This window comes from Lentzea sp. NPDC060358 (assembly GCF_042725365.1).
Classification (GTDB): Bacteria; Actinomycetota; Actinomycetes; order Mycobacteriales; family Pseudonocardiaceae; genus Lentzea.
In genome coordinates, this window is record NZ_JBHXCW010000104.1 from 1 (window position 1) to 25,357 (window position 25,357).

Annotated in this window: 22 protein-coding genes; 11 read left to right on the forward strand and 11 right to left on the reverse strand. The window is 72.6% G+C overall.

The genetic code is table 11. The annotated features are described in order from the left end of the window. Positions 1–203: 203 nt before the first annotated feature. Positions 204–905, reverse strand: coding sequence for a FadR/GntR family transcriptional regulator (locus tag ACFWGZ_RS22060; RefSeq protein WP_382453435.1), 702 nt, complete (start codon positions 903–905; stop codon positions 204–206). Between the two features lie 144 nt (positions 906–1,049). On the opposite strand from ACFWGZ_RS22060, the gene ACFWGZ_RS22065 reads away from it, so the two are divergent. From ACFWGZ_RS22065 to ACFWGZ_RS22075, 3 genes are read left to right on the forward strand one after another with little or no spacing between them, the layout of a single operon-like run. Next, positions 1,050–2,378: an SLC13 family permease gene (locus tag ACFWGZ_RS22065; RefSeq protein WP_382453436.1), complete on the forward strand. Its 1,329-nt coding sequence runs from the start codon at positions 1,050–1,052 to the stop codon at positions 2,376–2,378. A 4-nt stretch (positions 2,379–2,382) separates the two neighbouring features. After that, positions 2,383–3,789 carry an acyl-CoA synthetase gene (locus ACFWGZ_RS22070; RefSeq protein WP_382453437.1) on the forward strand — a complete coding sequence of 469 codons (1,407 nt, stop codon included), beginning with the start codon at positions 2,383–2,385 and terminating at the stop codon, positions 3,787–3,789. Then, positions 3,773–5,119: a carboxyl transferase domain-containing protein gene (locus tag ACFWGZ_RS22075; protein WP_382453438.1), complete on the forward strand. Its 1,347-nt coding sequence runs from the start codon at positions 3,773–3,775 to the stop codon at positions 5,117–5,119. The genes ACFWGZ_RS22070 and ACFWGZ_RS22075 overlap by 17 nt, the downstream gene beginning before the upstream one ends. Here the strand turns inward: ACFWGZ_RS22075 and ACFWGZ_RS22080 are convergent. From ACFWGZ_RS22080 to ACFWGZ_RS22110, 7 genes are all read right to left on the reverse strand, one after another. Next, positions 5,101–5,265: a hypothetical protein gene (locus ACFWGZ_RS22080; protein ID WP_382453439.1), complete on the reverse strand. Its 165-nt coding sequence runs from the start codon at positions 5,263–5,265 to the stop codon at positions 5,101–5,103. The two genes, ACFWGZ_RS22075 and ACFWGZ_RS22080, sit on opposite strands and share 19 nt — an antisense overlap. A 12-nt stretch (positions 5,266–5,277) precedes the next feature. After that, positions 5,278–5,586 (reverse strand): hypothetical protein, encoded by a 309-nt coding sequence (locus ACFWGZ_RS22085; RefSeq protein WP_382453440.1) that lies wholly within the window; start codon positions 5,584–5,586, stop codon positions 5,278–5,280. Continuing rightward, positions 5,583–6,761, reverse strand: coding sequence for a cation:proton antiporter (locus ACFWGZ_RS22090; protein ID WP_382453441.1), 1,179 nt, complete (start codon positions 6,759–6,761; stop codon positions 5,583–5,585). The genes ACFWGZ_RS22085 and ACFWGZ_RS22090 overlap by 4 nt, the downstream gene beginning before the upstream one ends. A 5-nt stretch (positions 6,762–6,766) precedes the next feature. Continuing rightward, entirely contained in the window at positions 6,767–7,240 is a 474-nt protein-coding gene (locus ACFWGZ_RS22095; protein ID WP_382453442.1) for a cation:proton antiporter regulatory subunit, read from the reverse strand. A gap of 9 nt (positions 7,241–7,249) precedes the next feature. Further along, positions 7,250–7,891: a response regulator gene (locus ACFWGZ_RS22100; RefSeq protein WP_382453443.1), complete on the reverse strand. Its 642-nt coding sequence runs from the start codon at positions 7,889–7,891 to the stop codon at positions 7,250–7,252. Beyond that, positions 7,888–8,835: a histidine kinase gene (locus ACFWGZ_RS22105; protein WP_382453444.1), complete on the reverse strand. Its 948-nt coding sequence runs from the start codon at positions 8,833–8,835 to the stop codon at positions 7,888–7,890. The genes ACFWGZ_RS22100 and ACFWGZ_RS22105 overlap by 4 nt, the downstream gene beginning before the upstream one ends. 619 nt (positions 8,836–9,454) lie before the next feature. Further along, the gene (locus ACFWGZ_RS22110; RefSeq protein ID WP_382453445.1) at positions 9,455–10,108 is read right to left on the reverse strand and encodes a winged helix-turn-helix transcriptional regulator; all 654 of its coding nucleotides are present in this window, start codon (positions 10,106–10,108) and stop codon (positions 9,455–9,457) included. Between the two features lie 118 nt (positions 10,109–10,226). Between ACFWGZ_RS22110 and ACFWGZ_RS22115 the strand changes: the two genes are divergently transcribed. Beyond that, on the forward strand, positions 10,227–11,450 hold the full coding sequence (locus tag ACFWGZ_RS22115) for an MFS transporter (RefSeq protein ID WP_382453446.1): 1,224 nt from the start codon (positions 10,227–10,229) through the stop codon (positions 11,448–11,450). Here ACFWGZ_RS22115 and ACFWGZ_RS22120 read toward each other — a convergent pair. Continuing rightward, the gene (locus ACFWGZ_RS22120) at positions 11,437–12,018 is read right to left on the reverse strand and encodes a helix-turn-helix domain-containing protein (RefSeq protein WP_382453447.1); all 582 of its coding nucleotides are present in this window, start codon (positions 12,016–12,018) and stop codon (positions 11,437–11,439) included. The two genes, ACFWGZ_RS22115 and ACFWGZ_RS22120, sit on opposite strands and share 14 nt — an antisense overlap. Positions 12,019–12,085: 67 nt before the next feature. Here ACFWGZ_RS22120 and ACFWGZ_RS22125 point away from each other — a divergent pair, with 67 nt between their 5' ends. After that, positions 12,086–13,039, forward strand: a complete 954-nt coding sequence (locus tag ACFWGZ_RS22125) for an alpha/beta fold hydrolase (protein ID WP_382453448.1) — start codon at positions 12,086–12,088, stop codon at positions 13,037–13,039. Here ACFWGZ_RS22125 and ACFWGZ_RS22130 read toward each other — a convergent pair. Together ACFWGZ_RS22130 and ACFWGZ_RS22135 are read right to left on the reverse strand one after the other, a co-directional pair. Beyond that, the gene (locus ACFWGZ_RS22130; RefSeq protein WP_382453449.1) at positions 13,029–14,501 is read right to left on the reverse strand and encodes an amidase; all 1,473 of its coding nucleotides are present in this window, start codon (positions 14,499–14,501) and stop codon (positions 13,029–13,031) included. The two genes, ACFWGZ_RS22125 and ACFWGZ_RS22130, sit on opposite strands and share 11 nt — an antisense overlap. Positions 14,502–14,505: 4 nt before the next feature. After that, positions 14,506–15,444: a patatin family protein gene (locus ACFWGZ_RS22135; protein ID WP_382453450.1), complete on the reverse strand. Its 939-nt coding sequence runs from the start codon at positions 15,442–15,444 to the stop codon at positions 14,506–14,508. Between the two features lie 219 nt (positions 15,445–15,663). Between ACFWGZ_RS22135 and ACFWGZ_RS22140 the strand changes: the two genes are divergently transcribed. The 6 genes from ACFWGZ_RS22140 to ACFWGZ_RS22165 all read left to right on the forward strand — a co-directional run. After that, on the forward strand, positions 15,664–17,274 hold the full coding sequence (locus tag ACFWGZ_RS22140) for an ABC-F family ATP-binding cassette domain-containing protein (RefSeq protein WP_382453451.1): 1,611 nt from the start codon (positions 15,664–15,666) through the stop codon (positions 17,272–17,274). Then, positions 17,267–18,832 (forward strand): ABC-F family ATP-binding cassette domain-containing protein, encoded by a 1,566-nt coding sequence (locus ACFWGZ_RS22145; protein ID WP_382453452.1) that lies wholly within the window; start codon positions 17,267–17,269, stop codon positions 18,830–18,832. Before ACFWGZ_RS22140 ends, ACFWGZ_RS22145 begins: the two co-directional genes overlap by 8 nt. A gap of 48 nt (positions 18,833–18,880) precedes the next feature. After that, positions 18,881–19,630: a DUF899 family protein gene (locus ACFWGZ_RS22150; protein ID WP_382453453.1), complete on the forward strand. Its 750-nt coding sequence runs from the start codon at positions 18,881–18,883 to the stop codon at positions 19,628–19,630. A gap of 310 nt (positions 19,631–19,940) precedes the next feature. Next, complete coding sequence (locus ACFWGZ_RS22155; protein WP_382453454.1) at positions 19,941–21,206, forward strand: cytochrome P450; 1,266 nt, start codon at positions 19,941–19,943, stop codon at positions 21,204–21,206. A gap of 87 nt (positions 21,207–21,293) precedes the next feature. Continuing rightward, positions 21,294–22,562 (forward strand): hypothetical protein, encoded by a 1,269-nt coding sequence (locus tag ACFWGZ_RS22160; RefSeq protein WP_382453455.1) that lies wholly within the window; start codon positions 21,294–21,296, stop codon positions 22,560–22,562. 85 nt (positions 22,563–22,647) lie between these two features. Beyond that, positions 22,648–25,357, forward strand: a 2,710-nt coding sequence (locus tag ACFWGZ_RS22165) for a GH92 family glycosyl hydrolase (protein WP_382453456.1), incomplete at its 3' end; no start/stop codon positions are given.

Here is a 25,357-nt window from a genome sequence, read left to right on the forward strand (position 1 = left end):
GACTTGACCTGACCCCTCGGGTGTGGCTGCCTCCCGCGCTGCTCGTGACGGGACCACCCCACCCCAGACGCACGAACCCACGCAACAACAAGCCGCCCAACGCAACAGGCGTGCCATCAACCCACCCACGGCGCTGGCCGGTCTTTGATCAGCTGGCGGGGTCCGGGGCGGAGCCCCGAGCAGTGAACAGGAACCCGAACGCATCAGTCCTCAGGCACCCAGCTGAGCAACCGCACCTTCGCGACAGTACGAACATGCCTGCGCATCGCCGCAGCAGCCTTCCGCCCGTCACCTGCAACGATCGCCTCGTAGATCGCGGTGTGCTGAGCCAAAGACCGGGACGGGCGCCCCGGCTGGCGCAGCGACTCGGTGCGGCTCTCCGTGATCTGGGTGGCGATCGTCTTCATGAAGTCCGCGAGCAGCGAACTGTGCGCGGCGGCGGTGACGGCGGCGTGGAACCGGCGGTCCCCCTCCACGCCGTTGGCGCCGTTCTCGATCTCCTCGCCCATGAAGACGAGCGCCTGCCGGATGTCCTCCAGCTCGGCTTCGGTGCGGCGTTCGGCCGCGAGCTCGGCGAGCTTGGTCTCGAGCGCCTCGCGCGCCTCCAGCACCTCGGGCAGGCGCTTGCGGCGTTCGACGAGCTGGTCGACCGGTTCGACGTCGAGGGTGTCGCGCACGAGGTAGGTGCCGCCGCCGTGGCGCGCCTCGACGAGGCCCTGCACCTCCAGCACGACGATCGCCTGCTTGACCGACGCGCGGCTCACCCCGAGGCTCGCCGCTAGGTCGCGTTCGGCGGGCAGCTTGTCGCCCGCGCTCAGGCCCGCCTCGGTCACGTACGCGCGCAGCCGTTCGAGCACCTGCTCGTACAGGCGTGACTTGACCATGGGCCGCAGTGCCTCGGACATCTGCCCAGGATATCCGGCCAAGTGGCTCAGCCACTAGGCCACCTCTTGACAGCGGGTGGAGGGTGGGCGGAAAGTGGCTGAGCCACTTGGCCACTGTCCCCTGTCACCGTCCCACTGCGAGTGCCCCAACGACGGGAGCCCTGCATGTCAGCCGAACTGATTTCGATACTCGTGCTGGTCGTGGTGTTCGTCATCGCCACGACGCGGTCGATCAACATGGGCGCGCTGGCGTTCGCCGCGGCCTTCGGGGTCGGCACGCTGGTCGCGGACATGAAGACCGACGACATCTTCAAGGGGTTCCCCGGCTCGCTGTTCGTCGTGCTGGTGGGTGTGACGTTCCTGTTCGCCATCGCGCGGGCCAACGGCACCGCGGACTGGCTGGTGCACGTGGCGATCCGGCTGGTCGGCGGGCGGATCGCGCTGATGCCGTGGGTGATGTTCGCGATCACCGGTGTGCTGACGGCGATCGGCGCGGTGAGCCCGGCGGCGGTGGCGATCGTCGCGCCGATCGCGATGGGGTTCGCGGCGAAGTACCGGATCAACCCGCTGCTCATGGGCGTGATGGTGGTGCACGGCGCGCAGGCCGGCGGGTTCTCCCCCATCAGCATCTACGGCACGATCGTCAACGGGATCGTGGCCAAGGAGGGGCTGCCGGGCGGCGAGGTCGTGCTGTTCCTGGCGAGCCTCGTGGTGAACCTGCTGATCGCCGCGGTGGTGTTCGTCGTGCTGGGCGGGATGAAGCTGGCACGGCACCCGCTGGGGACTGCGGCTCCGGCCGGAACCGACGACGAGGGCGTCACCGGCACCGGTGGTGGTGCCGGCACCGGTGGTGGTCGCGGCACCGACGTGGCGACCGAGGTCGAGGAGCGCGTCACGCTCACGGCCCCGCGCATCGCCACCCTCGTCGGACTGGTCGCGCTGGTCGTGGCGGCCCTGGTGTTCGACCTCGACGTCGGCCTCGCGGCGATCACGGTCGCGGTGCTGCTCAGCGTGGTGTGGCCGGAGACGTCCAAGCAGGCCATCACGCAGATCACCTGGCCGACCGTGCTGCTGATCTGCGGCATCCTGACCTACGTCGCCGTGCTGCAGACGATGGGCACGATCAAGTGGGCGGGCGACTCGGTCGCGGGCGTCGGCGCTCCCCTGCTCGCCGCGCTGCTGATCTGCTACATCGGCGCGATCGTGTCGGCGTTCGCCTCGTCGGTCGGCATCATGGGCGCCCTGATCCCGCTGGCCGTGCCGTTCCTGCTGCAGGGCGAGGTCAGCTCGGTCGGGTTGATCGCGGCTCTGGCGGTGTCGGCGACCGTGGTCGACGTGAGCCCGTTCTCCACCAACGGCGCCCTGGTGCTCGCGGGTGCGCAGGACGTCGACCGCGACAAGTTCTTCAAGCAGCTCATGGTCTACGGCGGGATCATGGTCGCGGCAGCGCCGCCGCTGGTGTGGCTCGCCCTCGTCGTCCCGGGAATCTGGTGAGTTCATGTTCGACCTGAAGTCCGACCACGTCGCCCTCCGCTTCGGCGACCGCACCCTCACCCACGCCGAGCTGGCGGCCTGCGCGAGCTCGCTGGCCGCCCGGCTCGCCGGGTCGCCGCGGGTGGCGATCTGGGCCACGCCGACCATCGAGACGTGCGTGGCGGTCGTCGCGGCACTGCTCGCCGGCGTGCCCGCCGTGCCGCTCAACCCCAAGGTCGGCGAACGCGAGCTCGCGCACATCGTGGCGGACAGCGCGCCCGCCCTCGTGCTCGCCGCGCCCGGTGTCGCGCTGCCCGCCGGCCTGGACTCCGTGCCGCGCCTGGACGTCGCGCTGGACGGCGCCGGCGCGGAGCTGCCGGCCGAGCCGGACCTCTCGGCCCCGGCGCTGGTCGTCTACACCTCCGGCACCACCGGCTCCCCCAAGGGCGTGGTGCTGCCGCGCCGGTCGATCGTGTCCACCTTGGACGCGGTGGCGCTGGCGTGGGAGTGGACCGCGGACGACGTGCTGGTGCACGCGCTGCCGTTGTTCCACGTGCACGGGCTGATCCTCGGGGTGCTGGGACCGCTGCGCCGCGGCGGGACCCTGCACCACCTCGGGAAGTTCTCGACCGGGGCCGTCACCGCGGCGCTGGCGGGCGGCGGCACGATGATGTTCGGCGTGCCGACGATGTACCACCGCGTCGCCGAGGAGGTCGGCTCGGACGCGGCGCTCGCGGACGCCCTGCGCGGGGCGCGGCTGCTCGTGTCGGGCTCGGCGGCGCTGCCCGTGCGCGACCACGAGCGGATCGAGGCCGCCACCGGCCAGCGCGTGGTCGAGCGGTACGGCATGACCGAGACGCTGATGAACACGAGCGTGCGCGCGTCGGGCGACCGCCGGCCGGGTGCGGTCGGCCTGCCCCTGCCGGGTGTCGAGGTGCGGCTGGTCGACGACCACGGCGCGACCCTGGACGAGACCGGCGCGATCGGCGAGATCCAGGTGCGCGGCGAGAACCTGTTCACCGAGTACCTGAACCGCCCCGACGCGACCGCCGAGGCGTTCGCGGACGGCTGGTTCCGCACCGGTGACGTGGGCACGCGCGACGCCGACGGCTACTACCGGATCGTCGGGCGCAAGGCCACCGACATCATCAAGAGCGGCGGCTACAAGATCGGCGCGGGCGAGATCGAGAACGCGCTGCTCGAGCACCCGGCGGTGAAGGAGGTGGCGGTCACCGGCGAACCGGACGACGACCTGGGCGAGCGGATCGTCGCCTGGGTGGTGCCCGCCGGCGACGCGCCCGCGGCCGAGGAGCTGTCCGACCACGTGGCCCGGCTGCTGACCCCGCACAAGCGGCCGCGGCGGGTGCGGTTCGTGGAGTCGTTGCCGCGCAACGACATGGGCAAGGTGATGAAGCGTGCCCTCGGGACGTGAGTCCGCGAGGGAGCTGATCGGCCGGGTCGCGGAGGGGTTCGCGGAGCTGCCGGACGACCCCGGCCCGCCCGGTGGCGACGGACCTCTCGGGTGGCCCGGCTACGGCGCCGCCCTCTCCGCCGCCACCGCCCGCACCGGCGAACGCGAGTCCGTCGTCTGCGGCGTCGCGGAGATCGGCGGCGTCCGGGCCGTGCTGGTCGCGTTCGAGTTCGGCTTCCTCGGCGGCTCGCTGGGCACCCGCACCGGCGCGCGCATCGAGCGGGCCTTCACCCACGCCCGTGACCTGCGCGTCCCGGTCGTGTCGCTGGTCGCGACCGGGGGCAGCCGCATGCAGGAGGGCACGCCCGCCCTGATGCAGCTCCCCCGCATCGCCCGTCAGCTCGCGCTGCACCGCGAGGCCGGGCTCGCGCACGTCGCCGTGCTGCGCGACCCGACGACCGGCGGCGGCTGGGCCACGCTCGGGGCCGGGGCCGACGTCGTGCTGGGGCTGCGCGGCGCGCAGGTCGGGTTCGCCGGGTCGCGGGTGCGGCCGCCGGGGTACTCGGTGTCGCAGCAGTTCGCGGCGGGCCTGGTCGACCAGCTGCTGCCGGCGCAGGAGCTGCGCGGCCGGCTGGAGCGGTGGCTGCGGCTGCTCACCGCACCGGCGCCGCACGCCGCGCCCGTGCCGCACGCGCTCGGTGCCACGACCGTGCCGGGCACCGGCTGGGACGCCGTGCACCGGGCCCGCGCCGCGCTCCGCCCGCACGCGCAGGACTACCTGGCGGCCTACTTCGACTGGCACGAGCCGGTCAGCGGCGACCGGGCCGGGGGCGTCGACCCCGGTGTGCTGTGCGGGTTCGGGCAGCGCGACGGGGTGGCGTTCGCCTACGCGGCGCAGTGCGGCACGGCCACGCGGCCCGCCGGGTTCCGGACGGCGGCGCGGCTCGTGCGGCTCGCGGACCGGCTCGGCGTCCCGGTGCTCACGCTCGTCGACACGCCGGGTGCGGCCAACGACCCGGCGGCCGAGCAGGCCGGAGCCGGGGCGGCGATCGCGGAGATGTTCACGGCGGTCGCGGCGGCGCGCGTGCCCGTCACGTCGCTGCTGATCGGTGAGGGCGGGTCCGGGGGCGCGCTGGCGTTCGCGCACCCCGAGCGGTTGTGGGTGACGCCGGACGGCTACCTGGCGGTGATCTCCCCCGAGCTGGCGGCGGCGATCCTCAAGCGCGACCCGTCACGGGCGCGGCAGACGGCGGACCAGCTGCGGCTGCGGCCGCAGGACCTGGTCGAGCTGGGCGTCGCGCGCGGCTTCGCCCGGCTCGACCGGCCCGCGGATCAGGCCACCACCAGGTAGGCGAAGGCGAGCATCGAGCTCGGCACGCACAGCGTGACGAGTCCGACGACGCCGTAGAACGGGTCCTTGCGCTGCACCATTCCCACGAAAGCGGCGAGGGCGAACAGGATGGACGCGACGAGCAGCACGGCAGCAACGATCGACATGGACAGCTTTCCTCAGGTCAAGGGGTTCTGGGGGTCGGGGGCGGCCGCGCACGGCGGCGCCCGGCTCGACCGGTGACCTGAGGTCGTTCCCTCGGCGCTGACGGCGCCCATCGCGGCCACGAGCACCTGCGACTCCGGCGGGCGCGGGTCGCTGACCGCGGACAGCAGCGCCCAGCAGGCGTCCGGTGACGCGGTCGAGTGCACGTGCACGGCCGAGACCGGGGCGTTGAGCCCCGATCCCGGCTGGTCGGCCGCGGTGTCGCGCGCGCTCGTGCCGACGAACGCCAGCAGCAGGGCCAGCAGGAGTGCCGGCCACCTCACTGCGCGGCAGCCTCCTTGCGGCGCAGGAAGAACTCGCCGACCGGTTCGACGAAGCGCGCGGCGATGGGACCGATGATCGCCATCAGCAGCACGTACGCGGTGGCGAGCGCGGCGAGCTGTTCGCTCACGTGCCCGGACGCGACGGCGAGACCGGCGATGACGATCGAGAACTCGCCGCGGGCGACGAGCGCGGCACCGGTGCGGGCGCGGCCCATCTTCCCGATGCCCTGGCGGCGCGCGGCCCACCAGCCCGTCGCGACCTTCGTGAGCGTGGTGACGACCGCGAGCAGCACCGCCATGCCGAGCACCGGCGGGATCGTGCGCGGGTCGGTGTTGAGGCCGAAGACGACGAAGAACATCGCGGCGAACAGGTCGCGCAACGGCTCCAGCAGGCGGGTCGCGTTCTCGGCGGTGGAGCCGGAGATCGCGATGCCCAGCAGGAACGCGCCGACGGCGGCGGAGACCTGCAGCTCGGAGGCGATGCCCGCGACGAGCAGCGCGGAGCCGAGGAGCTTGAGCAGGAACACCTCGTGGTCGGGGCTGTCGACGACGGCGGAGATGACCCGGCCGTACTTCAGCGCCACGACGAGGACCACGGTGATCGCGAGCAGCGAGATGCCGACCGACGTGAGGCCGCCGAGGAAGCTCACGCCCGCGAGAACGGCGGTGAGCACCGGCAGGTACACGGCCATCGCGAGGTCCTCGAACACCAGCACCGACAGGATCACCGGTGTCTCGCGGTTGCCGAGCCGGCCGAGGTCGCCGAGGACCTTGGCGATGATGCCGGACGACGAGATGTAGGTGACGCCGGCCATCGCGAGCGCGCCCACCGGGCCCCAGCCGAGCAGCAGCGCGACGATGGCGCCGGGCGCGGCGTTGAGCACGATGTCGAGGACGCCCGCCATCCACGACTTCTTCAGCCCCGTCGTGAGCTCGGACGCCGAGTACTCGAGGCCCAGCAGCAACAGCAGCAGCACCACGCCGATCTCGCTGGCGAGGTGGGCGAACTCCTCGATGCCGTGCAGCGGGATGAGGCCGCCGGAGCCGAACGCGAGACCGCCGACGAGGTAGAGCGGGATCGGCGAGATGCCGAACTTCCAGGCGACTCTGCCGAGCAGGCCCAGTCCGAAGAAGACCGCGCCCAGTTGGATGAGCGCGATCGTGGTGTCGTGCACTGCGCTCAGCCGCCCGTCAGGATGTCCGCGGCGGCATCGAGCCCTTCCGCGGTGCCGACGACGACCGCGAGGTCGCCGTTCTCGAAGAGGAAGTCGGGGCCCGGCGACGGGTGCGCGGTGCCCGCCCGCACGACCGCCACGATGGACGCGGCGGTGCGGGTGCGCAGCGCGGTGTCGCCGAGCGTGCGGCTCGCGAACGCGGTCACCGGCAGCTGCCGGGTGGAGATGCCGGCGATGTCGCGGTGCTGCTTGTCGAGCTGCGTCACGAGCTGCGGCGCCCCGAGCAGACCCGCCAGCGTGCCGGCCTCCTCCGGGGCGAGCGGGATCGACGCCGCGGTCGCGTCGGGATCGTCCTGTTTGGACAAGATGAGCTCGAACTTGCCGTCGCGGTAGGTGATCACGCCGATCCGGCGGCCGGAGCGGATGGAGAAGTCCTGCCTGACCCCTATGCCGGGCAGGGGCGTCACTTCGACGTTCACTCGAGTTTCCTAGGGTTCGATGAGCCCGGCGCGGATCGCGTACCGGGTGAGTTCGAGGCGGTCCTTGAGCCCGAGTTTCTGCAGCAGGTTGGCCCGGTGCCGCTCGACGGTCTTGACGCTGATCACGAGCATGTCCGCGATCTCCTTGGAGGAGTGGCCCTCCGCGACCAGCTTGAGGATCTCCTCCTCGCGGTCGGTGATCGTCCGCGGCGGCAGTCCCTCCTTGGCCCGGTCCAGGTAGTTGCGGATCAGCGAGCTCACCGCGCCGGGGTAGAGGAACGGCTCGCCGCGCATGGCCGACCGGCACGCCTCGACGAGGTCGCGGTCGGCCACGGACTTGAGCACGTACCCGGAGGCGCCCGCCTTGAGGGCCTCGAAGAAGTACTGCTCGTTGTCGTACATGGTGAGCATGAGGATGCGCAGGTCCGGCTGGATGCGGGACAGCTCGCGGGCGGCCTGCAGCCCGGTCAGCCGGGGCATGGCGATGTCGAGGATCGCGAGGTCCGGCTGGTCGGCCCTGGCCTTGCTGATGGCCTCCGCGCCGTCGCCCGCCTCGGCGACCACCTCGAGGTCCGGTTCGTTGTCGAGGATCAGGCGGACGCCGCGCCGCACGAGCGCGTGGTCGTCGGCCAGCAGGATGCGCACGGTCATCCGGTCGCCGCCTTCACGACGAGGCGCACCTCGGTGCCACCCGGTTCGGCCGGCCCCACGGCGAGCTCCGCCCCGACCAGCAACGCCCGTTCCCGCATCCCGCGGATCCCCGCTCCCTCCGGACTCGTGCCGATACCCTTGCCGTCGTCCCGCAGCCGCAGCTCCACGTGGGAGGTCCGCGCCTTGAGGCTGAGCTCGACCTTCCCGGCGCCGGCGTGCCGGACGGTGTTGGTGAGGCCCTCCTGCGCGACGCGGTAGACGACCAGCTCGGTCTCGGCGTCGAGCCGCGGCAGGGACTTGTCGAAGGACCTCTTCACGGTCAGGTCGGTCTGCGTGGTGATCTCCGTGGTCAGCGACTTGAGGGCGCTCACGAGCCCCAGCTCCTCCAGCACGCCCGGCCGCAGCCGGCGCGCGATCCGGCGGATCTCGTCGAGCGTGCTGCGCGTGGTCTCCTGCACCTGCACGAGCTCCTCGCGCACCTCGGGCGGCGACTGGTCCGCGACCCGCTTGAGCCCGAGCAGCACGGCCGTGAGCGACTGCCCGACCTCGTCGTGCAGCTCCTGCGCCACCCGCCGCCGCTCCGACTCCTGCGCGGACAGCGCGATGGCCGAACTGTAGCCGCGCTCGGCCTCCAGCCGGTCGATCATGCTGTTGAACGTGGTGATCAGCTCGGCGATCTCCCCGTGCCCCTTGGCCTGCAGCCGGGGACCGGGCTTGAGCAGGTCGATCGTGGTCATGGCCCTGGTCAGCCTGCCCAGCGGCGCGAGCCCGACCCGGATGAGCAGGGCGTTGGCGATGAGCATCACCGCGAGCCCCGCCGCCAGCACCAGCACCTCGCGCAGCAGCGCGGGCGTGGAGACCGTGGCCGGCCCGAACACGAGCAGGGCGGCCGCCGCGACCAGCACCACGGCGTTGAGCAGGAAGATCCGCGCGAACAACGACACACGCGCCGCCTTTCCGTGATCACTTCCCGCCACGCACGCGAGACTGACTGGCGGGAGCGCCACGTGTCCATCCGTGGCAACACCCATGTTCGCGGTGCGGGGGCGGGCGCGCTGGTCGGCGGGGTGGGCGTGACCACCCACACGTGCCCGGTGCCGAGGTTTCGCGGTGGTGGCGGTCACAGGGCGGGACGCGTGCCGGTCCGGGCGGTGGGCGGCGGATGGTGGCCGGCGGATGGGGGCGGGGCTGGGGCGGGCGTCGCGGTGCGCGGCAGGTGGCCGGCCGCGGAACGACGGCGGCAGGCAGCGAAACGGCGGCGGCAGGCAGCGGCAGCAGGCGGTGGCGAGACCCGGCGGGCAGGCGTCGGCGATGCACAGCGACACCGCGACAGCTGCGGGCAGCGGGCGGCAAGCGGGCAGCGGCAGCAGGCGGTGGCGAGACCCGGCGGGCAGGCATCGGCGATGCACAGCGACACCGCGACGGCTGCGGGCAGCGGACGACGGCGGGCGGCAAGCGGGCAGCGGCGGCAGGCGGGCAGCGGCATCGGCGACAGCGGGCCTCGCGGAGCGTGCGGCGCCGCGAGGCGGCCTCGGTCGCGGGAGCCCGGTGGCCCGGCCGCCGCTAGACCGCCACCGGGTAGGTGAACACCCGCAGGAACGTCTCGAACAGCTCCGGCGGCCCCTCCAGGTCCACCCGCCCCTCCCTGGCCGCCCGCACGAACGACCGGTACGCCGGGATCTCGTCCTCGGCGAACCGCGCGGTCATCACCAGGTCGGCGCCGCCGGGCGCGGGTCCGAGGCCGGAGGTCAGCGTGCCGTCCACCAGCACGGCGTGCACCACGGTGCCGGCGAGGTGCAGCTGCCACGACGCGGTCAGCCCCTCGGCCTGTTCCGCCTGGAACGCGGCGCGCAGGTTCAGCACGGCGCCGTCCGGCGTCACGACGTAGCCGGGCTGCGGGTCGCCGAGTTGCGACGCGCCCCAGCGGCCCAGGGCGATCAGCGACGGCTCCAGCGCTTGGCCGACCTCGGTCAGGGCGTAGACCACTCCCCTGCCGGGGGCCGGGGCCACCCGGCGTTCGACGATGCCCGCCTGCTCCAGCTCCTTCAGGCGGGTCGAGAGCACGTTCGTCGGGATGCCGCGCAGGCCTTCCTGGAGGTCGGTGTAGCGGCGGGGGCGGATCGTGAGGTCGCGCACGATCAGCAACGCCCAGCGCTCGCCGACGAGCTCCAGGGCCCGGGCCAAACCGCAGTACTGGGCGTAGTCGCGTCGCTTCACGACCTCCACGATAGCTCGCTTGCGCAGTCCGAGCTAACTTCGTAAAAAAGAGTTTACTTGCAATAACGAAGTGCGATCTCTAGCGTCGGTGGCCTCGACCCGACGTGGAGGAACCGTCATGACCGCTGTCCTCGACCGCCCCGCCGCCACCACGCGGAGAAGGGGACTCTTCCTGCCGCGTGGCGTGGGCTTCGCGGGAATCTCGGCGGCGATGGTCGCCGTGCTCGTCGCGGCGGGGGCGCCGACCCCGCTGCTGCCGATCTACCAGGCGAGCTGGGGGTTCGCGCCCTGGGTGCTGACGCTGGCGTTCGGCGTCTACGCGTTCGCGCTGCTGGTCACGATCCCGGTGGTCGGTTCGCTGTCCGACCACGTCGGCCGGCGGCCGTTGATGATCGGCTCGCTGGCGCTGGACCTGGTCGCGATGGTCGTGTTCCTGCTGTCGCCGTCGATCGGCTGGCTGATCGTGGCGCGGATCGTGCAGGGCGTCGCCACGGCGGCGGCGTCGAGCTCGCTCAGCGCGGCCGTCGTCGAGCTCGCGCCGGAGCGGCACAAGAAGCTCGGCGCGCAGATGACCAGCATGGCGCCGCTCGCAGGACTGGGCATCGGCGCGCTCTACTCCGGACTGATCGCGCAGTTCGCGTCCGACGCGGCGTTCGCGGTGTGGCTGGTGCTGGTCGTGGTCATGGCTCTCGCCACGGCCTTCGCGGTGGTCACGCCGGAGACCGCGACGCGCAAGCCCGGTGCGCTGCGGTCGCTGATCCCCAGGGTGTCGCTGCCCTCCCGGGTCCGCCGCCTCTACGCGACGACGGTTCCGGGGATCGTCAGCGCGTTCATGATGATGACCCTCTACATGGGACTGGTCCCGGTCGTGCTGGTGTCGGTCTTCCAGGTGCGCAGCCCGATCGTCGGCGCGCTGGTCGCGTTCGCCGTCTTCGCGGTGGGCACGGTCGTGTCCGCCGGGACGAGCGCGGTGCGCCCGCACCTGTTGCGGCTACTAGGGATGAGCGGCATCACGGTCGGCGCGGTCGTGTTCGTCGGGGCCGTCGGCGCGCACGTGCAGGCGCTGCTCTGGGTCGCCGCGCTGCTCACCGGCGCGGGCATCGGCGCGGCGTTCGCCGGCACCACCCGCGGGCTCGTGCCCGAGGTCGCGCCGCACGAACGCGCCGGACTGTTCACCGCGATCTACGTCGTCGGCTACCTCGGCATGGGCGTCTCGGCGATCGTCGCGGGACTCGTCGCCGGCGTCATCGGCGCGGCGGCCATGGCGTCCTGGTTCGGTGTCGTCACCGCGCTCGTGGCGCTGACCGGCGTGATCGCCACCGCCCGGCTCAGCCGGCGGTAGCGGGGCGGACGTGCGCCCGCACGCCCTGCGGGTCGAACAGCACGACCAGTTCGACCGCGCCGCCGTCGGCACTGCCCAGCCAGTGCGGTGACGAGGTGTCGAACTCGGCGGCCTCGCCCGGCGGCAGCGTCAGGTCGAGGTCGCCGAGCACGAGGCGCAACCGTCCGTTGAGGACGTACAGCCACTCGAACCCGTCGTGCGTCTGCACAGTCGGGTCGAGCGGCTCCGGCGTGGCGGGGATGAGCATCTTGAACGCCTGCACCCCGCCCGGCCGGCGCGACAACGGCACGAACGTCATGCCGTACTTGTGGATCGGCGTCAGGTGGATGCGCGGGTCACCGGTGCGGGGCGCGCCGACCAGTTCGTCCAGCGGCACGGCGTAGAGGCGCGCCAGCGGGAGCAGCAGTTCCAGGGTGGCCCGCCGCTGCCCGCTCTCCAGGCGGGACAACGTGCTCTCGGAGATGCCCGTGGTTGTCGCGATCTCGGCGAGGGTGATGCCGCGGTGCCGGCGCAGCGCCCGCAGCCGGGGGCCGACGCCGTCGAGGACCTCTTCGGTTTCGCGGTTCACCCGTCCGATCTTGCCAGACCGGCAAGTTTCCGTGCCAGATCAGCACCCGCACGGCGACCCTGGGGCCATGAAACGCCTCGTGCTCGCACTTCTCCTGTTCCTCACGGCCTGCGCGCCCGCGCCGGAAGCCCCCGCCCACACCGCCATCACGCGCGACGACCCGGAGTTCCAGAAGAGCTTCCAGCACGAGTTCGCCGACGTCGACGGCGTCCGGATGCACTACGTGACAGGCGGGAGCGGGTCGCCGGTCGTGCTGCTGCACGGCTGGCCGCAGACCTGGTACGGCTGGTGGCCGATCATGCCGGAGCTCGCGCGGCACCACACCGTCTACGCCGTCGACCTGCCCGGTCTGGGCGACAGCACCGGCGCGGCGAGGAGCTACGACAAGGCGACGCTCGCGCGGTACGTCCACGGCCTGACGACGAAGCTCGGCCTGGAGAAACCCGCGGTCGTCGGCCACGACCTCGGCGCCGCCGTCGCGTTCCAGTACGCCAGCCAGTTCCCCGCCGGCACGGCCAAGCTCGGCTACCTCGACCTGCCGCTGCCCGGCCCCGCGATCGACGCCCGCACGTACCGGACCCTCAGCTGGCACATCGCCTTCCACTCCCAGCGCGAGGTGCCCGAGGCCGTCGTGCACGACGACGTCCGCGAGTACCTGGCGCTCTTCTACCCGCAGGTCTCCTACCAGGGCACGGCTTTCGGCGGCACGTCGGCGAAGTCGCCGTTCACCGGCGCCGAGATCGACGAGTACGCCCGCACCTACCGCACGGCGCTGACGAACGGGTTCGAGCTCTACCGCGCGCTCGACCAGGACGTGCGCGACACCGAGGCGGCACGGCCGGTGCAGGCGCCGACGCTGGTCCTGGCCGCGGAGGGCCAGGCGGAGGCGATCCGCGGCACGGCGGCGCCGCGGATGACGAACATCGTGCGCGCGGCCGACGTGCCGCGCGCCGGGCACTGGCTCGTGGAGGAGAACCCCGAGTTCGTCACCGCGGAACTGCTGCGGTTCCTCAGCTCATGACCGGCACCCGGTCCGCCCACGGCAGCGCCTCCTCGAGCTGCGCCGCGAGCTTGATCAGCAGCGACTCCCCCGCGAGCGGCGCGACGAACTGGACGCCGAGCGGCAGCCCGTCCGCCGTCCAGTGCAGCGGCAGCGAGATCGCGGGGCGGCCGGTGATGTTCGCGAGCTGCGTGTACGGCACCCAGCCGAGGTTGTCCCGGATCATGTCGTCGACGATCTTCGTGTGCCGCAGGAACCGCGCGGTGCGGGTCTTGAGCAGCACGTCGGTCGCGCGTTGCAACGACTCCGGCAGCTCGAACTGGCCGACCTTCGGCGGCGGAGTCGCGAGCGTCGGTGTGAGCAGCAGGTCGTAGGACTCGAAGAACGTGCTGAGCCGGCGGGTGTGCTCGTGCCGCCGGTGCACGGCGTCCACGTAGTCGACGCTGCTCGTGGCCCGGCCCAGCGCCGCCATGAGCAGCGTGTCGCGTTCGAAGGCGATGTCCGGCGCCCCGGTCAGGCGCTTCGCGTCGGCCACCTTCCAAGCGAGGTTCACGAACCACGTCAGCAGGAAGTCCTTGGCCAGCACGGCGTCGTCGAACGGCGCCTCCGGCAGCTCCTCGACGTGGTGGCCCAGCTCGGTGAGCACGCGCACAGCCGACTCGACCGCCTTGCGCGCCTCGGGATCCGGGTTCGGGTTGATCGCCGACGGCACCCGCACGCCGATCCGCAGCCTGCCGGGATCTGCGCCGACGCACGACAGGAACGAGTCCGGGGGCATCGCGACGGAGTACGGCCCGGCCGGCTCGCCGCCGGAGATGACGTCGAACATCGCCGCGGTATCGCGCACGGTCCGCGACACGACTCCCTGCACCGCCGCGCCGTGCATCATCTCGGCGGTCTCCGGACCGAACGGCGTGAGCCCGCGGCCCGGCTTCAGCCCGACGAGCCCGCAGCACGCCGCGGGGATGCGCGTCGAGCCGCCGCCGTCGTTCGCCCCGGCGCACGGCACGATCCCGGCGGCCACCGCGGCGGCGCTGCCCCCGGACGACCCGCCGGGCGTGCGGCCGAGGTCCCACGGGTTGCGCGCGGGACCCCACACCTCGGACTCGCTGATCGCCTTGGCGCCGAACTCCGGCAGGTTGGTCTTGCCGAAGATCACCAGCCCGGCGTCGATCCACCGCTGGACCACGGTCGAGTGCTGGGCCACGACGTGCCGCCTGAGCGAGCGCGACCCGTTCGAGGTGGGCAGGCCCGCGTAGTCCTGGCCGAGGTCCTTGATCAGGAACGGCACCCCGGCGAACGGCCCGGTGAGGTCGTCGGACGGTTCCGCGGGCACGTCCCGGACGATCGCGTTCAGCTTCGGGTTCACCTCGGCGGCGCGGGCCCTCGCCGTCTCCAGGAGCTCGGCCGCGGACACCTGCCTGTCCGCGACGAGCCGGGCCAGCCCTGTCGCGTCGTAGTTCCGGTACTCGTCGAAGTCCACGCGCTCAACGTAGCTGGTCGGCGACCTCGGCCAGTGCCTCCCGCGCCGCGGCGGCGCCGGTCTCGAACGCCGCCTTCAGCACCTGCGGCCCCCGTTCGGTGCGCCCGATCTGCGCGCTGCCCAGCGGAGGCCGGATCTGCAGGCACGCGGGGTGCGAGTCGAGCGCCGCCTCCTCCTCCACCCACGACGCGACGCGGCCGAGCCACGGTGCGGCGGCGCCCGGCGCGTACTTCGCGAACCAGCGCGTCAGCAGCAGGCGTTCGGCGCGGGCGGGCGGCATCGCGACCTCGTCGGTGCGGCGGGTGCGCAACGCCACGACGTGCGTGGCGCCCTGCGCGAGGGCCGTGCGCACCGGGACCATCTCGGTCAGGCCCGCGTCGACGTACGGGCGGCCGTCGATCACCACGGGTTCGCCGGCGAGCAGCGGCATCGCGGCCGAGGCCCGCAGGGCGGTCTGCACGCTGAGCGTGTCGTGGATCGTCTTGTGCAGGTCGGTGGACTCGCCGCTGAGCCCGTCCGTGGCCATCGGGTGGAACTCGACGGGGTTGTCGAGGATCTCCTGGAAGCCCATGGGGTGCAGCCGCGTGTAGATCTCGTGGACGAGGTGCCGGGTGTCGACGACGGGCCGCCTGCCGAACGCGCGGCGCGGGTTGATCGTCGAGCGCATCACCGCCGGGTCCCACCAGGCGTGCTTGCTGCGCTCGACGCGGCCGCACAGCAGCCAGGCCGCGTTGAGGGTGCCCGCGGAGCTGCCGTAGACGGCGTCGAACGCCGGCAGCAGGCCGTGCTGCTCGATCGGGGCGGTCATGCCGCTCGAGTACGCGCCGCGGGAGCTGCCGCCCTCGATCAGCAGCACCAGCCGCGCGCCGTCGTCGCGCTGTCCCGCGACACTGCGGCGGCGCGTGCGCTCGCGCAGCAGTTCGAGGACGGGTTCGTTGCTCACGAACCGAGTGAATCATGACCCGGAATTCCACTCGCGACGGCTGTTATCGTGGAGGCGGACCTCCGTTCCCGGCAGAGGAGCTCGACGTGCTGGTGGGTGAAGACGACATCTCCGGGTGAGCCCGGGATGTGACAGGCCATCGAGATCGATGGCCGCTTCGTCGTCCCCTCTTCCACTCACGCGCGCTCGGCCGCGTGGCACACCCGAGGTCTCACACCCATGTCAGACGCTTTCGTCGTCATGTCCGGACTCTCCTTCTCGTGGCCCGACGACACACCCGTGTTCACCGGCCTGTCCGCCACCTTCCCCGGTGGCCGCACCGGTCTCGTCGCCCCCAACGGCGCCGGCAAGTCGACGCTGCTCAAGCTCGTCGCCGGCACGCTGACCCCCTCCGGCGGCAGCGTGACCGTCGAGGGCGTGCTCGGCCACCTCCCGCAGGACCTACCGCTCACCGCCGGGCTGTCCGTGGCGGAGGTGCTCGGCGTCGCGGACGTCCTGCGCGCCATCGCCGCCGTCGAGTCCGGTGACGCCGCCGAGGAGCACTTCACCACCATCGGCACCGACTGGGACGTCGAGGAGCGCACGCGCGCCCAGCTCGACCGGCTCGGGCTCGGCGGCCTCGCGCTCGACCGCCCCCTGGGGACGCTGAGCGGCGGCCAGGTGGTCTCGCTCGGCCTCGCGGCGCAGCTGCTGAAGCAGCCGGACGTGCTGCTGCTCGACGAACCCACGAACAACCTCGACCTGGACGCCCGGCACCGGCTGTACGAGGTGCTGGACGACTGGCGCGGCTGCCTGCTCGTGGTGAGCCACGACCGCGCGCTGCTCGACCGGGTGGACCGGATCGCGGAGCTCGACGGCGGCGAGATCCGCTTCCACGGCGGCGCCTTCACCTCCTACGAGGAGGCGGTGGCGGCCGAGCGCGAGGTGGCGGAGAAGAACGTCCGCAGCGCCGAGCAGGAGGTCAAGCGGGAGAAGCGGGAGATGCAGCAGGCCCGCGAACGCGCCGCCCGCCGTGCGTCCACCGCGCAGCGGAACCTGTCGAACGCGGGTCTGCCCCGGATCTTCGCCGGCACCATGAAGCGCAACGCCGAGGTCTCGGCCGCGAGGGCCGACGGCACGCACGCCTCCCGGCTCGGTGCCGCCAAGACCCGGCTCGACCAGGCCGAACGCTCGCTGAAGGACGAGCAGCGGATCAGCCTGGAGCTGCCGCAGACCGCCGTCCCGGCCGGCCGCACGCTCTTCACCGGCACGGACATCCGGGTGCGCGACCTGTTCGACGGCGCCGACCTCGCGATCCGCGGCCCGGAACGCATCGCGCTCGCCGCCCCGAACGGGGCGGGCAAGTCGACGCTGCTGCGCGTCGTCCACGGCTCGCTGACGCCGGACGGCGGTGAGGTCAAGCGCGCGGACGGGCGGGTGGCGTACCTGTCGCAGCGTCTCGACCTGCTCGACGACGCGCGGACGGTCGCGGAGAACCTGGCCGCGTTCGCCCCGGCGATGCCCCCGGCGGAGCGGATGAACCTGCTGGCGCGCTTCCTCTTCCGCGGTCCGCGGGCGCACCTGCCGGTCGGCGTGCTGTCCGGTGGCGAACGGCTGCGCGCGACGCTCGCGTGCGTGCTGTTCGCCGAGCCCGCGCCGCAACTGCTGCTGCTCGACGAGCCGACGAACAACCTCGACCTGGTCAGCGCCGCGCAGCTGGAGAGCGCGTTGAACGCCTACGAGGGCGCGTTCGTCGTCGTCAGTCACGACGAACGGTTCCTGAGCGAGGTGAGGATCGACCGCCGGCTGCGCCTCGACGGCGGCAAGCTGGTGGAGGCCGGCCGTGGCTGAGATCGCACTCGTCGCGCACGAACTGGTGCGCGGGTTCGGCGGCCGCCGCGTGCTGGACGGCGTGTCGCTCACGGCGGCACCCGGCCGGCGGATCGGGCTGATCGGCGAGAACGGCGCGGGCAAGTCGACGTTGCTCCGGCTGCTCGCTGGTGCCGATCAGCCCGACAGCGGCACGGTGAGCGGGCCGGCGGACCCGGGTTTCCTCCCGCAGGAGCTCGCGTTCCCCGACTCGGCGTCCGTCGCCGACGTCGTGGACGACGCGCTGGCGGAGGCCAGGGCCGTGCTGGCCGACCTCGAACGCCTCACCGGCGAGGACCAGCTCGCCGAGTACGCGGACCGGCTGGAGCTGGCCCAGCGGCTCGAGGCCTGGGACGCGGACCGGCGCGCCCAGGTCGTCCTGGACGGGCTCGAGCTTGGCGACGTCGGGCACGACCGCGCGCTCGGCACGCTCTCCGGCGGCCAGCGGCGGCGCCTGGCGCTGGCCGCGCTGGTGATCCGCCGGCCGTCCGCGCTGCTGCTCGACGAGCCCACCAACCACCTCGACGACGAGGCGGCGGCGTTCCTGGAGGAGCAGCTGCGCGGCCTGCCCGGCGCGCTCGTCGTGGCGAGCCACGACCGGGCGTTCCTCGACGCGGTGTGCACGGACCTGCTCGACCTCGACCCGGCGGTCGGCGGCCCGGTCCGCTTCGGCGGCACCTACAGCGAGTACCTGGCGCACAAGCGCGCGGACCGGGCCCGCTGGGAACGCCGGTACGCGGAGGAGCAGGAGGAGCTGGCCGGCCTGCGGTCGTCGCTCGGCCTGATCGCGGGCCGCGTCGCGCCGGACCGGCCGATGCGCGACGGCGACAAGATGGGCTACGGCGTGCGGGCGAACCGCGTGCAGAGCCAGATCTCCCGCCGCGTCCGCAACGCCACCCGCCGCCTGGAGGACCTGGAACGCCGCGCCGTGCCCGCTCCCCCGCGCCCGCTCCGCTTCCAGGCGTCCCTGACGACTCCGGCGGAGGCGCTGGTGTCGCTGCGGCAGGTCCACGTGCCCGGACGGCTCGTGCTGGACCACCTCGACGTGCGCGACGGCGACCGGCTGCTCGTGACCGGCCCGAACGGGGTGGGCAAGTCGACGCTGCTGCTGGTCCTGGCCGGGAAGCTGGACGTGCCGGGAGTGCGGCGGGCCGGGGTGGGCGTGGGCCTGCTCGACCAGGACACGGCGTTCGCCAACCCGCGCCTCACCGCCCGCGCCACCTACGGCCGTGCCCTGGGCGCCGCCCGCGTCGCCGAGGTGCCGCTCGCGTCGCTCGGCCTGCTGCACCGGTGGGACCTCGGCAAGGCGGTTGGCACGCTGTCCGTGGGCCAGCAACGGCGGCTCGCGCTGGCGTTGCTGGTGGCGGCACCGCCCGCGCTGCTGCTGCTCGACGAGCCCACGAACCACCTGTCGCCGACGCTGTGCGACGAGCTGGAGGACGCGCTGGGACCGGGTCCCGGCGCGATCGTGGTGGCGAGCCACGACCGCTGGCTGAGGTCCCGCTGGAGGGGTGCCGAGCTCCCGATGTCGAGATCGTGAGCGCGGGTTCGACGCCGGGGTGAACCCGATCCCGACGGAGGACCGACCATGACCGCACAGCCCCCGATCGTCGACCTGGACACCTGGCAGCGGGCCCGCGACGAGCTCCTCGTCCGCGAGAAGGCGCACACCCGCGAGGGCGACGCCATCGCCGCGGCCCGCCGCCGGCTGCCGATGGTGGAGTTCGACGGTTCCGCCGACGTCGTCGGCGCCGACGGGCCGGTGCCGTTCCTGGAGCTGTTCCAGGGACGTGACGAGCTCCTCGTCTACAAGCACATGTGGTGGGACGGCGCGCCGCACCAGGGCCAGTGCGAGGGCTGCACCCACATCCCGTGGCACTTCGACGACGCCGCCTACCTCCACGCCCGCGGCGTCTCGTTCGCCTTCGTCACGACCGGCGCGTGGGAGGAGGTCGAGGCGTTCACGGCGTTCATGGGCTACGCGCAGCCCTGGTACTCGGTGCGCGGCCTGGCCGAGCCCGTGGGCGGCGAGATGGGCCACCTGACGAGCTACCTGCGCAACGGCGACCGCACGTTCCTGACGTACTCGACGACCGGGCGCGGCACCGAGCGGGTCAACGCCTCGCTCGGGCTGCTCGACATGACGGTGCGCGGGCGCGGCGAGGAGTGGGAGGACCGTCCGGACGGGTGGCCGCCGGCCCGGCCCGCCGGGTGGTTCTGGCGGGCGAACGCCGCCGGCGAGGCCGGCTGGGGCGAGGACAGCCGGCCGGTGCCCCAGTGGACCCGGCCGGGGGCGACGCCCGTCGAGTCGCTGGGACGGCGGGGGCACTGCCACTGACGCCGTGCGGCGGGTTCCACCCCGGGGGTCTGTGGAACCCGCCACACCACCGATCTCGGCGTTTTACCGGCGGTGCACAGCGAAAGCTGACACTCTGTTATGGACCCGGCGCCCTGCGCTGCACCCATTCGACCCTGATCAACATCTGGACCAAAGTATGACGGCGCGTTAGGCCCAGGTATGACGACGGGCTCGCGGCGGCGTCGTTATTGTCCGTTCCCGTGGCCGTCGGCGGCCACCTCACCCTTTCCGCCGAAGGGACTGCCTCATGAGGGACGTTCTGCAGTCAGCGACAGACGTCCGGTCCCGCGTGACCGGATGGATGGGCAAGAGGTTGCTCGCGCACCTCAGCAAGACCGGCTTCGACCTCGGGTCGTCGTGGTTCGTGCCCTCGCGTGTCCTGGCTCCGCTGCGCCGCAACGGGTTGGACCCGGTGCCCGAGCTCGCGCGGATGCAGGCGCAGGGACCGGTCACGCGGCTGCCGCTGCCGGTCACGGTGTGGCTCGTGACGGGCTACGAGGCGTCGAAGCAGGTGCTGGTGGACGCCGACGCGTTCAGCAACGACTTCGGCCACCTGCGCGACCTGGGCCTGTTCGCCGACGAGGCGCCCGGCGGGCTCGGGTTCAGCGACCCGCCCGAGCACACGCGGCTGCGCAAGGTCCTGACGCCCGAGTTCACCATGCGGCGGTTGTCGCGGCTCGTGCCGCGCATCGAGCAGATCGTGGCGGACCAGCTCGACCTGATGTCCATGAAGGACGAACCGGTCGACCTCGTCGAGCACTTCGCGATGCCGGTGCCCGCGCTCACGATCTGCGAGCTGCTGGGCGTGCCCGCGAGCGAGCGCGAGGAGTTCCAGCGGCGCAGCGTCTCCCGGTTCGACCTCGGCGGAGCGGCGACGACCTCGCTGTCGGCCGTGTCCGAGTCGATCGTCTACTTCCGCGAGCTGGTGCGGGCGCAGCGCGCGAACCCGAACGACGGGCTGCTCGGCGAGCTCATCCGCAAGCACGGCGACGCGCTGGACGACGACGAGCTGGCGGGTCTCGCCGACGGCCTGCTCACCGGCGGGTTCGAGACGACGGCCAGCATGATCTCCCTCGGCACGCTCGCGATGCTGCGCGACCCGTCGCTGTTCGAGCGGGTGCAGTCCGGCGACGAGGCCGTCAACGGCGTGGTCGACGAGCTGCTGCGGCACCAGACCGTCGTGCAGGTGGCGTTCCTGCGGATCGCGCGCCGGGACGTCGAGATCGCCGGCACGAGGATCAGGGCGGGCGACATCGTCGCGTGCTCGCTCTCGCAGGCCAACCGCGACCCCGGCGTCTACCCGGACCCGGACGTGATCGACCCGTCCCGGCCCGCGGGCCAGCACCTCGCGTTCGGCTACGGCGCGCACCGGTGCATCGGCGCGGAGCTCGCCAAGATGGAGCTGCGGATCGCCTACCCGGCGCTCGCCCGGCGGTTCCCCGAGCTGCGCCTCGCGGCCGACCCGGCGACGCTCGACTTCCGCAAGCTCTCGATCGTCTACGGCCTGCACTCGCTGCCCGTGCACCTCGGCGCGCACAGCAGCCCGATCCTCTGACGTCGGCATTCGGCCGCACCGGGGCACCCCGCGTGCGGCCGAACGGCTTCCTGCGGCCGAGGCCGCTCCGCAGTAGCGTCCGAGGGCATGAGACGACTGCTCAGCGTCGCGTTGTCGTTCCTCCTCGTGTTCACCGCCACCCAGCCCGCCTCCGCCGACCGCGGCGGCCAGCCGCTGCCCGGCTACACGATCGCCAACCCGCCGCTGGCACCCGCGACCGTCGGCGGCCGGCCGACGAGGGTCCTGCAGGGCGTGCACAGCCACGCGGGCTACGTCATCGAGGTGCCGCCGCGCTGGAACGGCCGGCTCGCGATGTGGGCGCACGGCTACCGCGGCACCGGCAAGGTCCTCACGGTCGACACGCCCTCGTACGGGCTGCGGCAGCAGTGGCTCGACGAGGGCTACGCGTGGGCGGCGTCGTCGTACTACAGCAACGCCTACGACGTCCGGGCCGGCGTCACCACGACCCGTGAGCTCGCGACGCTCTTCGGGCGGCTGGTGCAGCGGCCGGACAAGGTCTTCCTCGCCGGCGTCTCGATGGGCGGGCACGTCATCGCCCGGTCGCTGGAGCAGTACCCCGGCTTCTACGCGGGCGCCCTGCCGATGTGCGGGGTGGTGGGCGACCACGAGCTGTTCGACTACTTCCTGAGCTTCCACCTCGCCGCGCAGGCGGTGACCGGCATCCGCGCCCACCCGTTCCCGGCGGACTACCAGACCGCCGTCGTGCCGCGCATCCGCCAGGCGCTGGCGGGCGACGACGAGCAGTTCCGCGCCGTCGTCGCGGAGCTGTCCGGAGGTGCCCGGCCCGCGAGCGACGCGGCCCACGTCTACTGGCAGGACTTCCTGTTCGGGCTCGTCGGCGCCTCCACGAGCACGAACCTCGCCGAGAACCCGCAGCTGGTCGCCTCGAACCTGTCCACGCGCTACCGGCCGAACTCGCCGGTCGACGTGAACGGCACCGTGGACCGCGTCCGTGCCGCGAACCCCGTCGCGCGCGCCACGTGGGCGCTCACCGAGATCCCCGCGGTGCAGGGGCTGCCGACCGCTCCCGTCGTGTCGCTGCACGGGATCGGCGACATGTTCGTGCCGTTCAAGATGGAGCAGCACTACCGCGACGACACGGCCCGCTTCGGCCGCACCGGCCTGCTGGTGCAGCGCGCGATCCGCACCGTCGACCACTGCGAGTTCTCCCCCGCCGAGGCCGGCGACGCCTGGCGCGACCTGACGACCTGGGTGGACCGCGGCAAGCGGCCCGCCGGGGACGACGTCCGCAAGACCGACGACCCGCGGTTCGGCTGCCGGTTCAGCGACCGGACGGCGACCGGCGGCACGCGAGCGCTCTTCCCCGCCTGCTGATCCCCGCGGCCCCTCGAACGGCGCCCCGACGCGGGCGTTGACAACGTTGTCTACCCCTGCCTGACAACACACGAGAGGAAGGTCCATGTTCGGCTCCCTGCACCGACGCGCCAGACTCCCCATCCCGTTGCTCGCCGCGGGTCTGCTGGTGGCGGGTCTCGCCACCGCCACCACCCCCGCGGCCGCCGCACCGCGGGCCGCGGCCGCGCTGACCCAGCACGTGAACCCGTTCATCGGCACCGACAACAGCAACTCCCCCAACCCGGTGCCCGGCGGCGCGGGCGGCAGCACCTACCCCGGCGCCGTGGTGCCGTTCGGCATGGTGCAGTTCAGCCCGGACACGCCGACCGCGTCGCCGTCCGGCTACCGCTACAGCGACACCAAGATCGAGGAGTTCAGCCTCACCCACTTCAACGGGGCGGGCTGCGCCAACAACGAGGACCTCGGCATCCTCCCGATCACCGGCAACGTCACCAACTCCCCCGGCACGAACTGGACCGGCTACGCGGGCACGTACACGAAGTCGAACGAGGCGGCCGCGCCCGGCTACTACAAGAACCGGCTCGACACCTACAACACCGGCGTCGAGCTGACCGCGACCAAGCGCACCGGGTTCATGAAGCTCAGCTACCCGAGCACGAACGCCGCCAGGGTGCTGATCAACAGCAGCCGCAGCGCGACCGGCAACCGCGCCGGGTCCATCTCGGTCAGCGGCAGCCAGATCACCGGCACGTTCACCGGCGGCGGCTTCTGCGGCTCGTCCAAGACCTACCCGCTCTACTACGCCATCCAGTTCGACCGCGCGCCGACCGGCTTCGGCACGTGGCTCGGCGGCACGGTCACCGCCGGGTCGGCGAGCACCAGCGGCGTGAACTCCGGCGCCTACGTCACCTTCGACACGACCTCGAACTCCGTGGTGCAGCTGAAGGTCGGCGTCTCGTTCGTCAGCGTCGCGGGCGCGCAGGCCAACCTCGCCGCCGAGAACACGGGCTTCGACTTCGCGGCCACCAGGTCCGCCGCCGACACCGCGTGGAACGACGTGCTGAACCGGGTGCAGGTCTCCGGTGGTTCCGCGGCGGACCTGCAGAAGTTCTACACGTCGCTCTACCACGTGTTCCAGAACCCGAACATCGCGAGCGACGTCAACGGCCAGTACCGCGGCTTCGACCAGGCCGTCCGCACGGCCTCGCACACCGTCTACCAGAACTACTCCGGCTGGGACATCTACCGCTCGTGGGCGTCGCTGATCGCGCTGCTCGCCCCCGCGGAGTCCAGTGACATCGCCAAGTCCATGGTCCTCGACGGCCAGCAGGGCGGCCTGCTGCCGAAGTGGTCGCACAACAGCCAGGAGATCTTCGTGATGAACGGGGATCCCGGGCCGATCGTCGTGTCGAGCATGTACGCGTTCGGCGTGCGGGGCTTCGACACCGCCGCGGCGCTCGCGTTGATGGACAAGAGCTCCAACGGCGGCACCACGCAGGGCAGCGCGATCCGCGGCCGCCAGTCCGGCTACCTCAGCCGGCACTTCGTCACCGAGGACCCGTCGGACTCGCTCGAGTACTCGGCCTCCGACTTCGCCGTCGCCCAGTTCGCGAAGGCCGTGGGCGACACGGCGAAGTACAACACCTACATGACGCGCGCCCAGTGGTGGTCGAACGTCTACAACCCCGAGTCGGGCTACGTGCAGAAGCGCAACTCCGACAGCTCGTGGGCGTGGCCCGTGACGCCCGGCAGCCCGAGCGGCTACACCGAGGGCAACGCCTCGCAGTACACGTGGATGGTGCCGTGGAACTTCGGCAGCCTGATCAACCTGATGGGCGGCCCGAAGACCGCGGTCCAGCGGCTCGACCACCACTTCACCCAGCTCAACGGCGGGCTGAGCCAGCCGTACTTCTACATCGGCAACGAGCCGGAGCACGGTGTGCCGTGGGCCTACCACTACGCCGCCTACCCGCAGGGCACGAGCGCGGCGGTGCGGCGCGTGATGTCCGAGTCGTTCACCACCGCGGCCGGCGGCCTGCCCGGCAACGACGACCTCGGCGCCACCTCCGCGTGGTACGTCTGGTCGGCGATGGGCATGTACCCGCCCACGCCGGGTGCGGACGTGCTGGCGTTGCACGGCCCGCTGTTCCCCGCCGTCACCGTCACCCGGCCGGGTGCGACGCTGCAGATCACCGCGTCGGGCGCCGGCCCGTCGGCGCCGTACGTGCAGAACTTCAGCCGCAACGGCACCGCGTCGGCGAAGTCGTGGCTGCGCTACGGGGACATCTCCGGCACCACGACGCTGAACTACACGATGGGGTCGTCGCCCAGCACCTGGGGGACGAACGCCGCGGACGTGCCGCCGTCGTACAACGACGGTTTCACTCCCCCGCCGGCGGCGCCCGCGCTGGGCACGAACCTGGCTCTGGGCAAGCCTGCCACGGCATCCGCGCCCTGCGCCGACACCGAGGCGGCGGCGAAGGCGTTCGACGGCAGCCTGTCCGGCAAGTGGTGTTCCCTGGCGAGCGGCACGAAGTTCCTCCAGGTGGACCTCGGCTCGGCGCAGAACGTCGGGTCGGTCGTCCTGAAGCACGCGGGGCTCGGCGGTGAGACCACCGGGTTCAACACCGGCGCCTACACCGTCCAGACGTCTGCCGACGGCACGAACTGGACGACGGTGGCGACCGCGTCCTCGGTGCGGGCGAGCCGCTCGTACCACCAGTTCACCCAGCGGTCGGCGCGGTACGTGAAGCTGAACGTGACCACGCCGGCGAACAACGGCAACACGGCGGCGCGGATCTACGAGTTCGAGG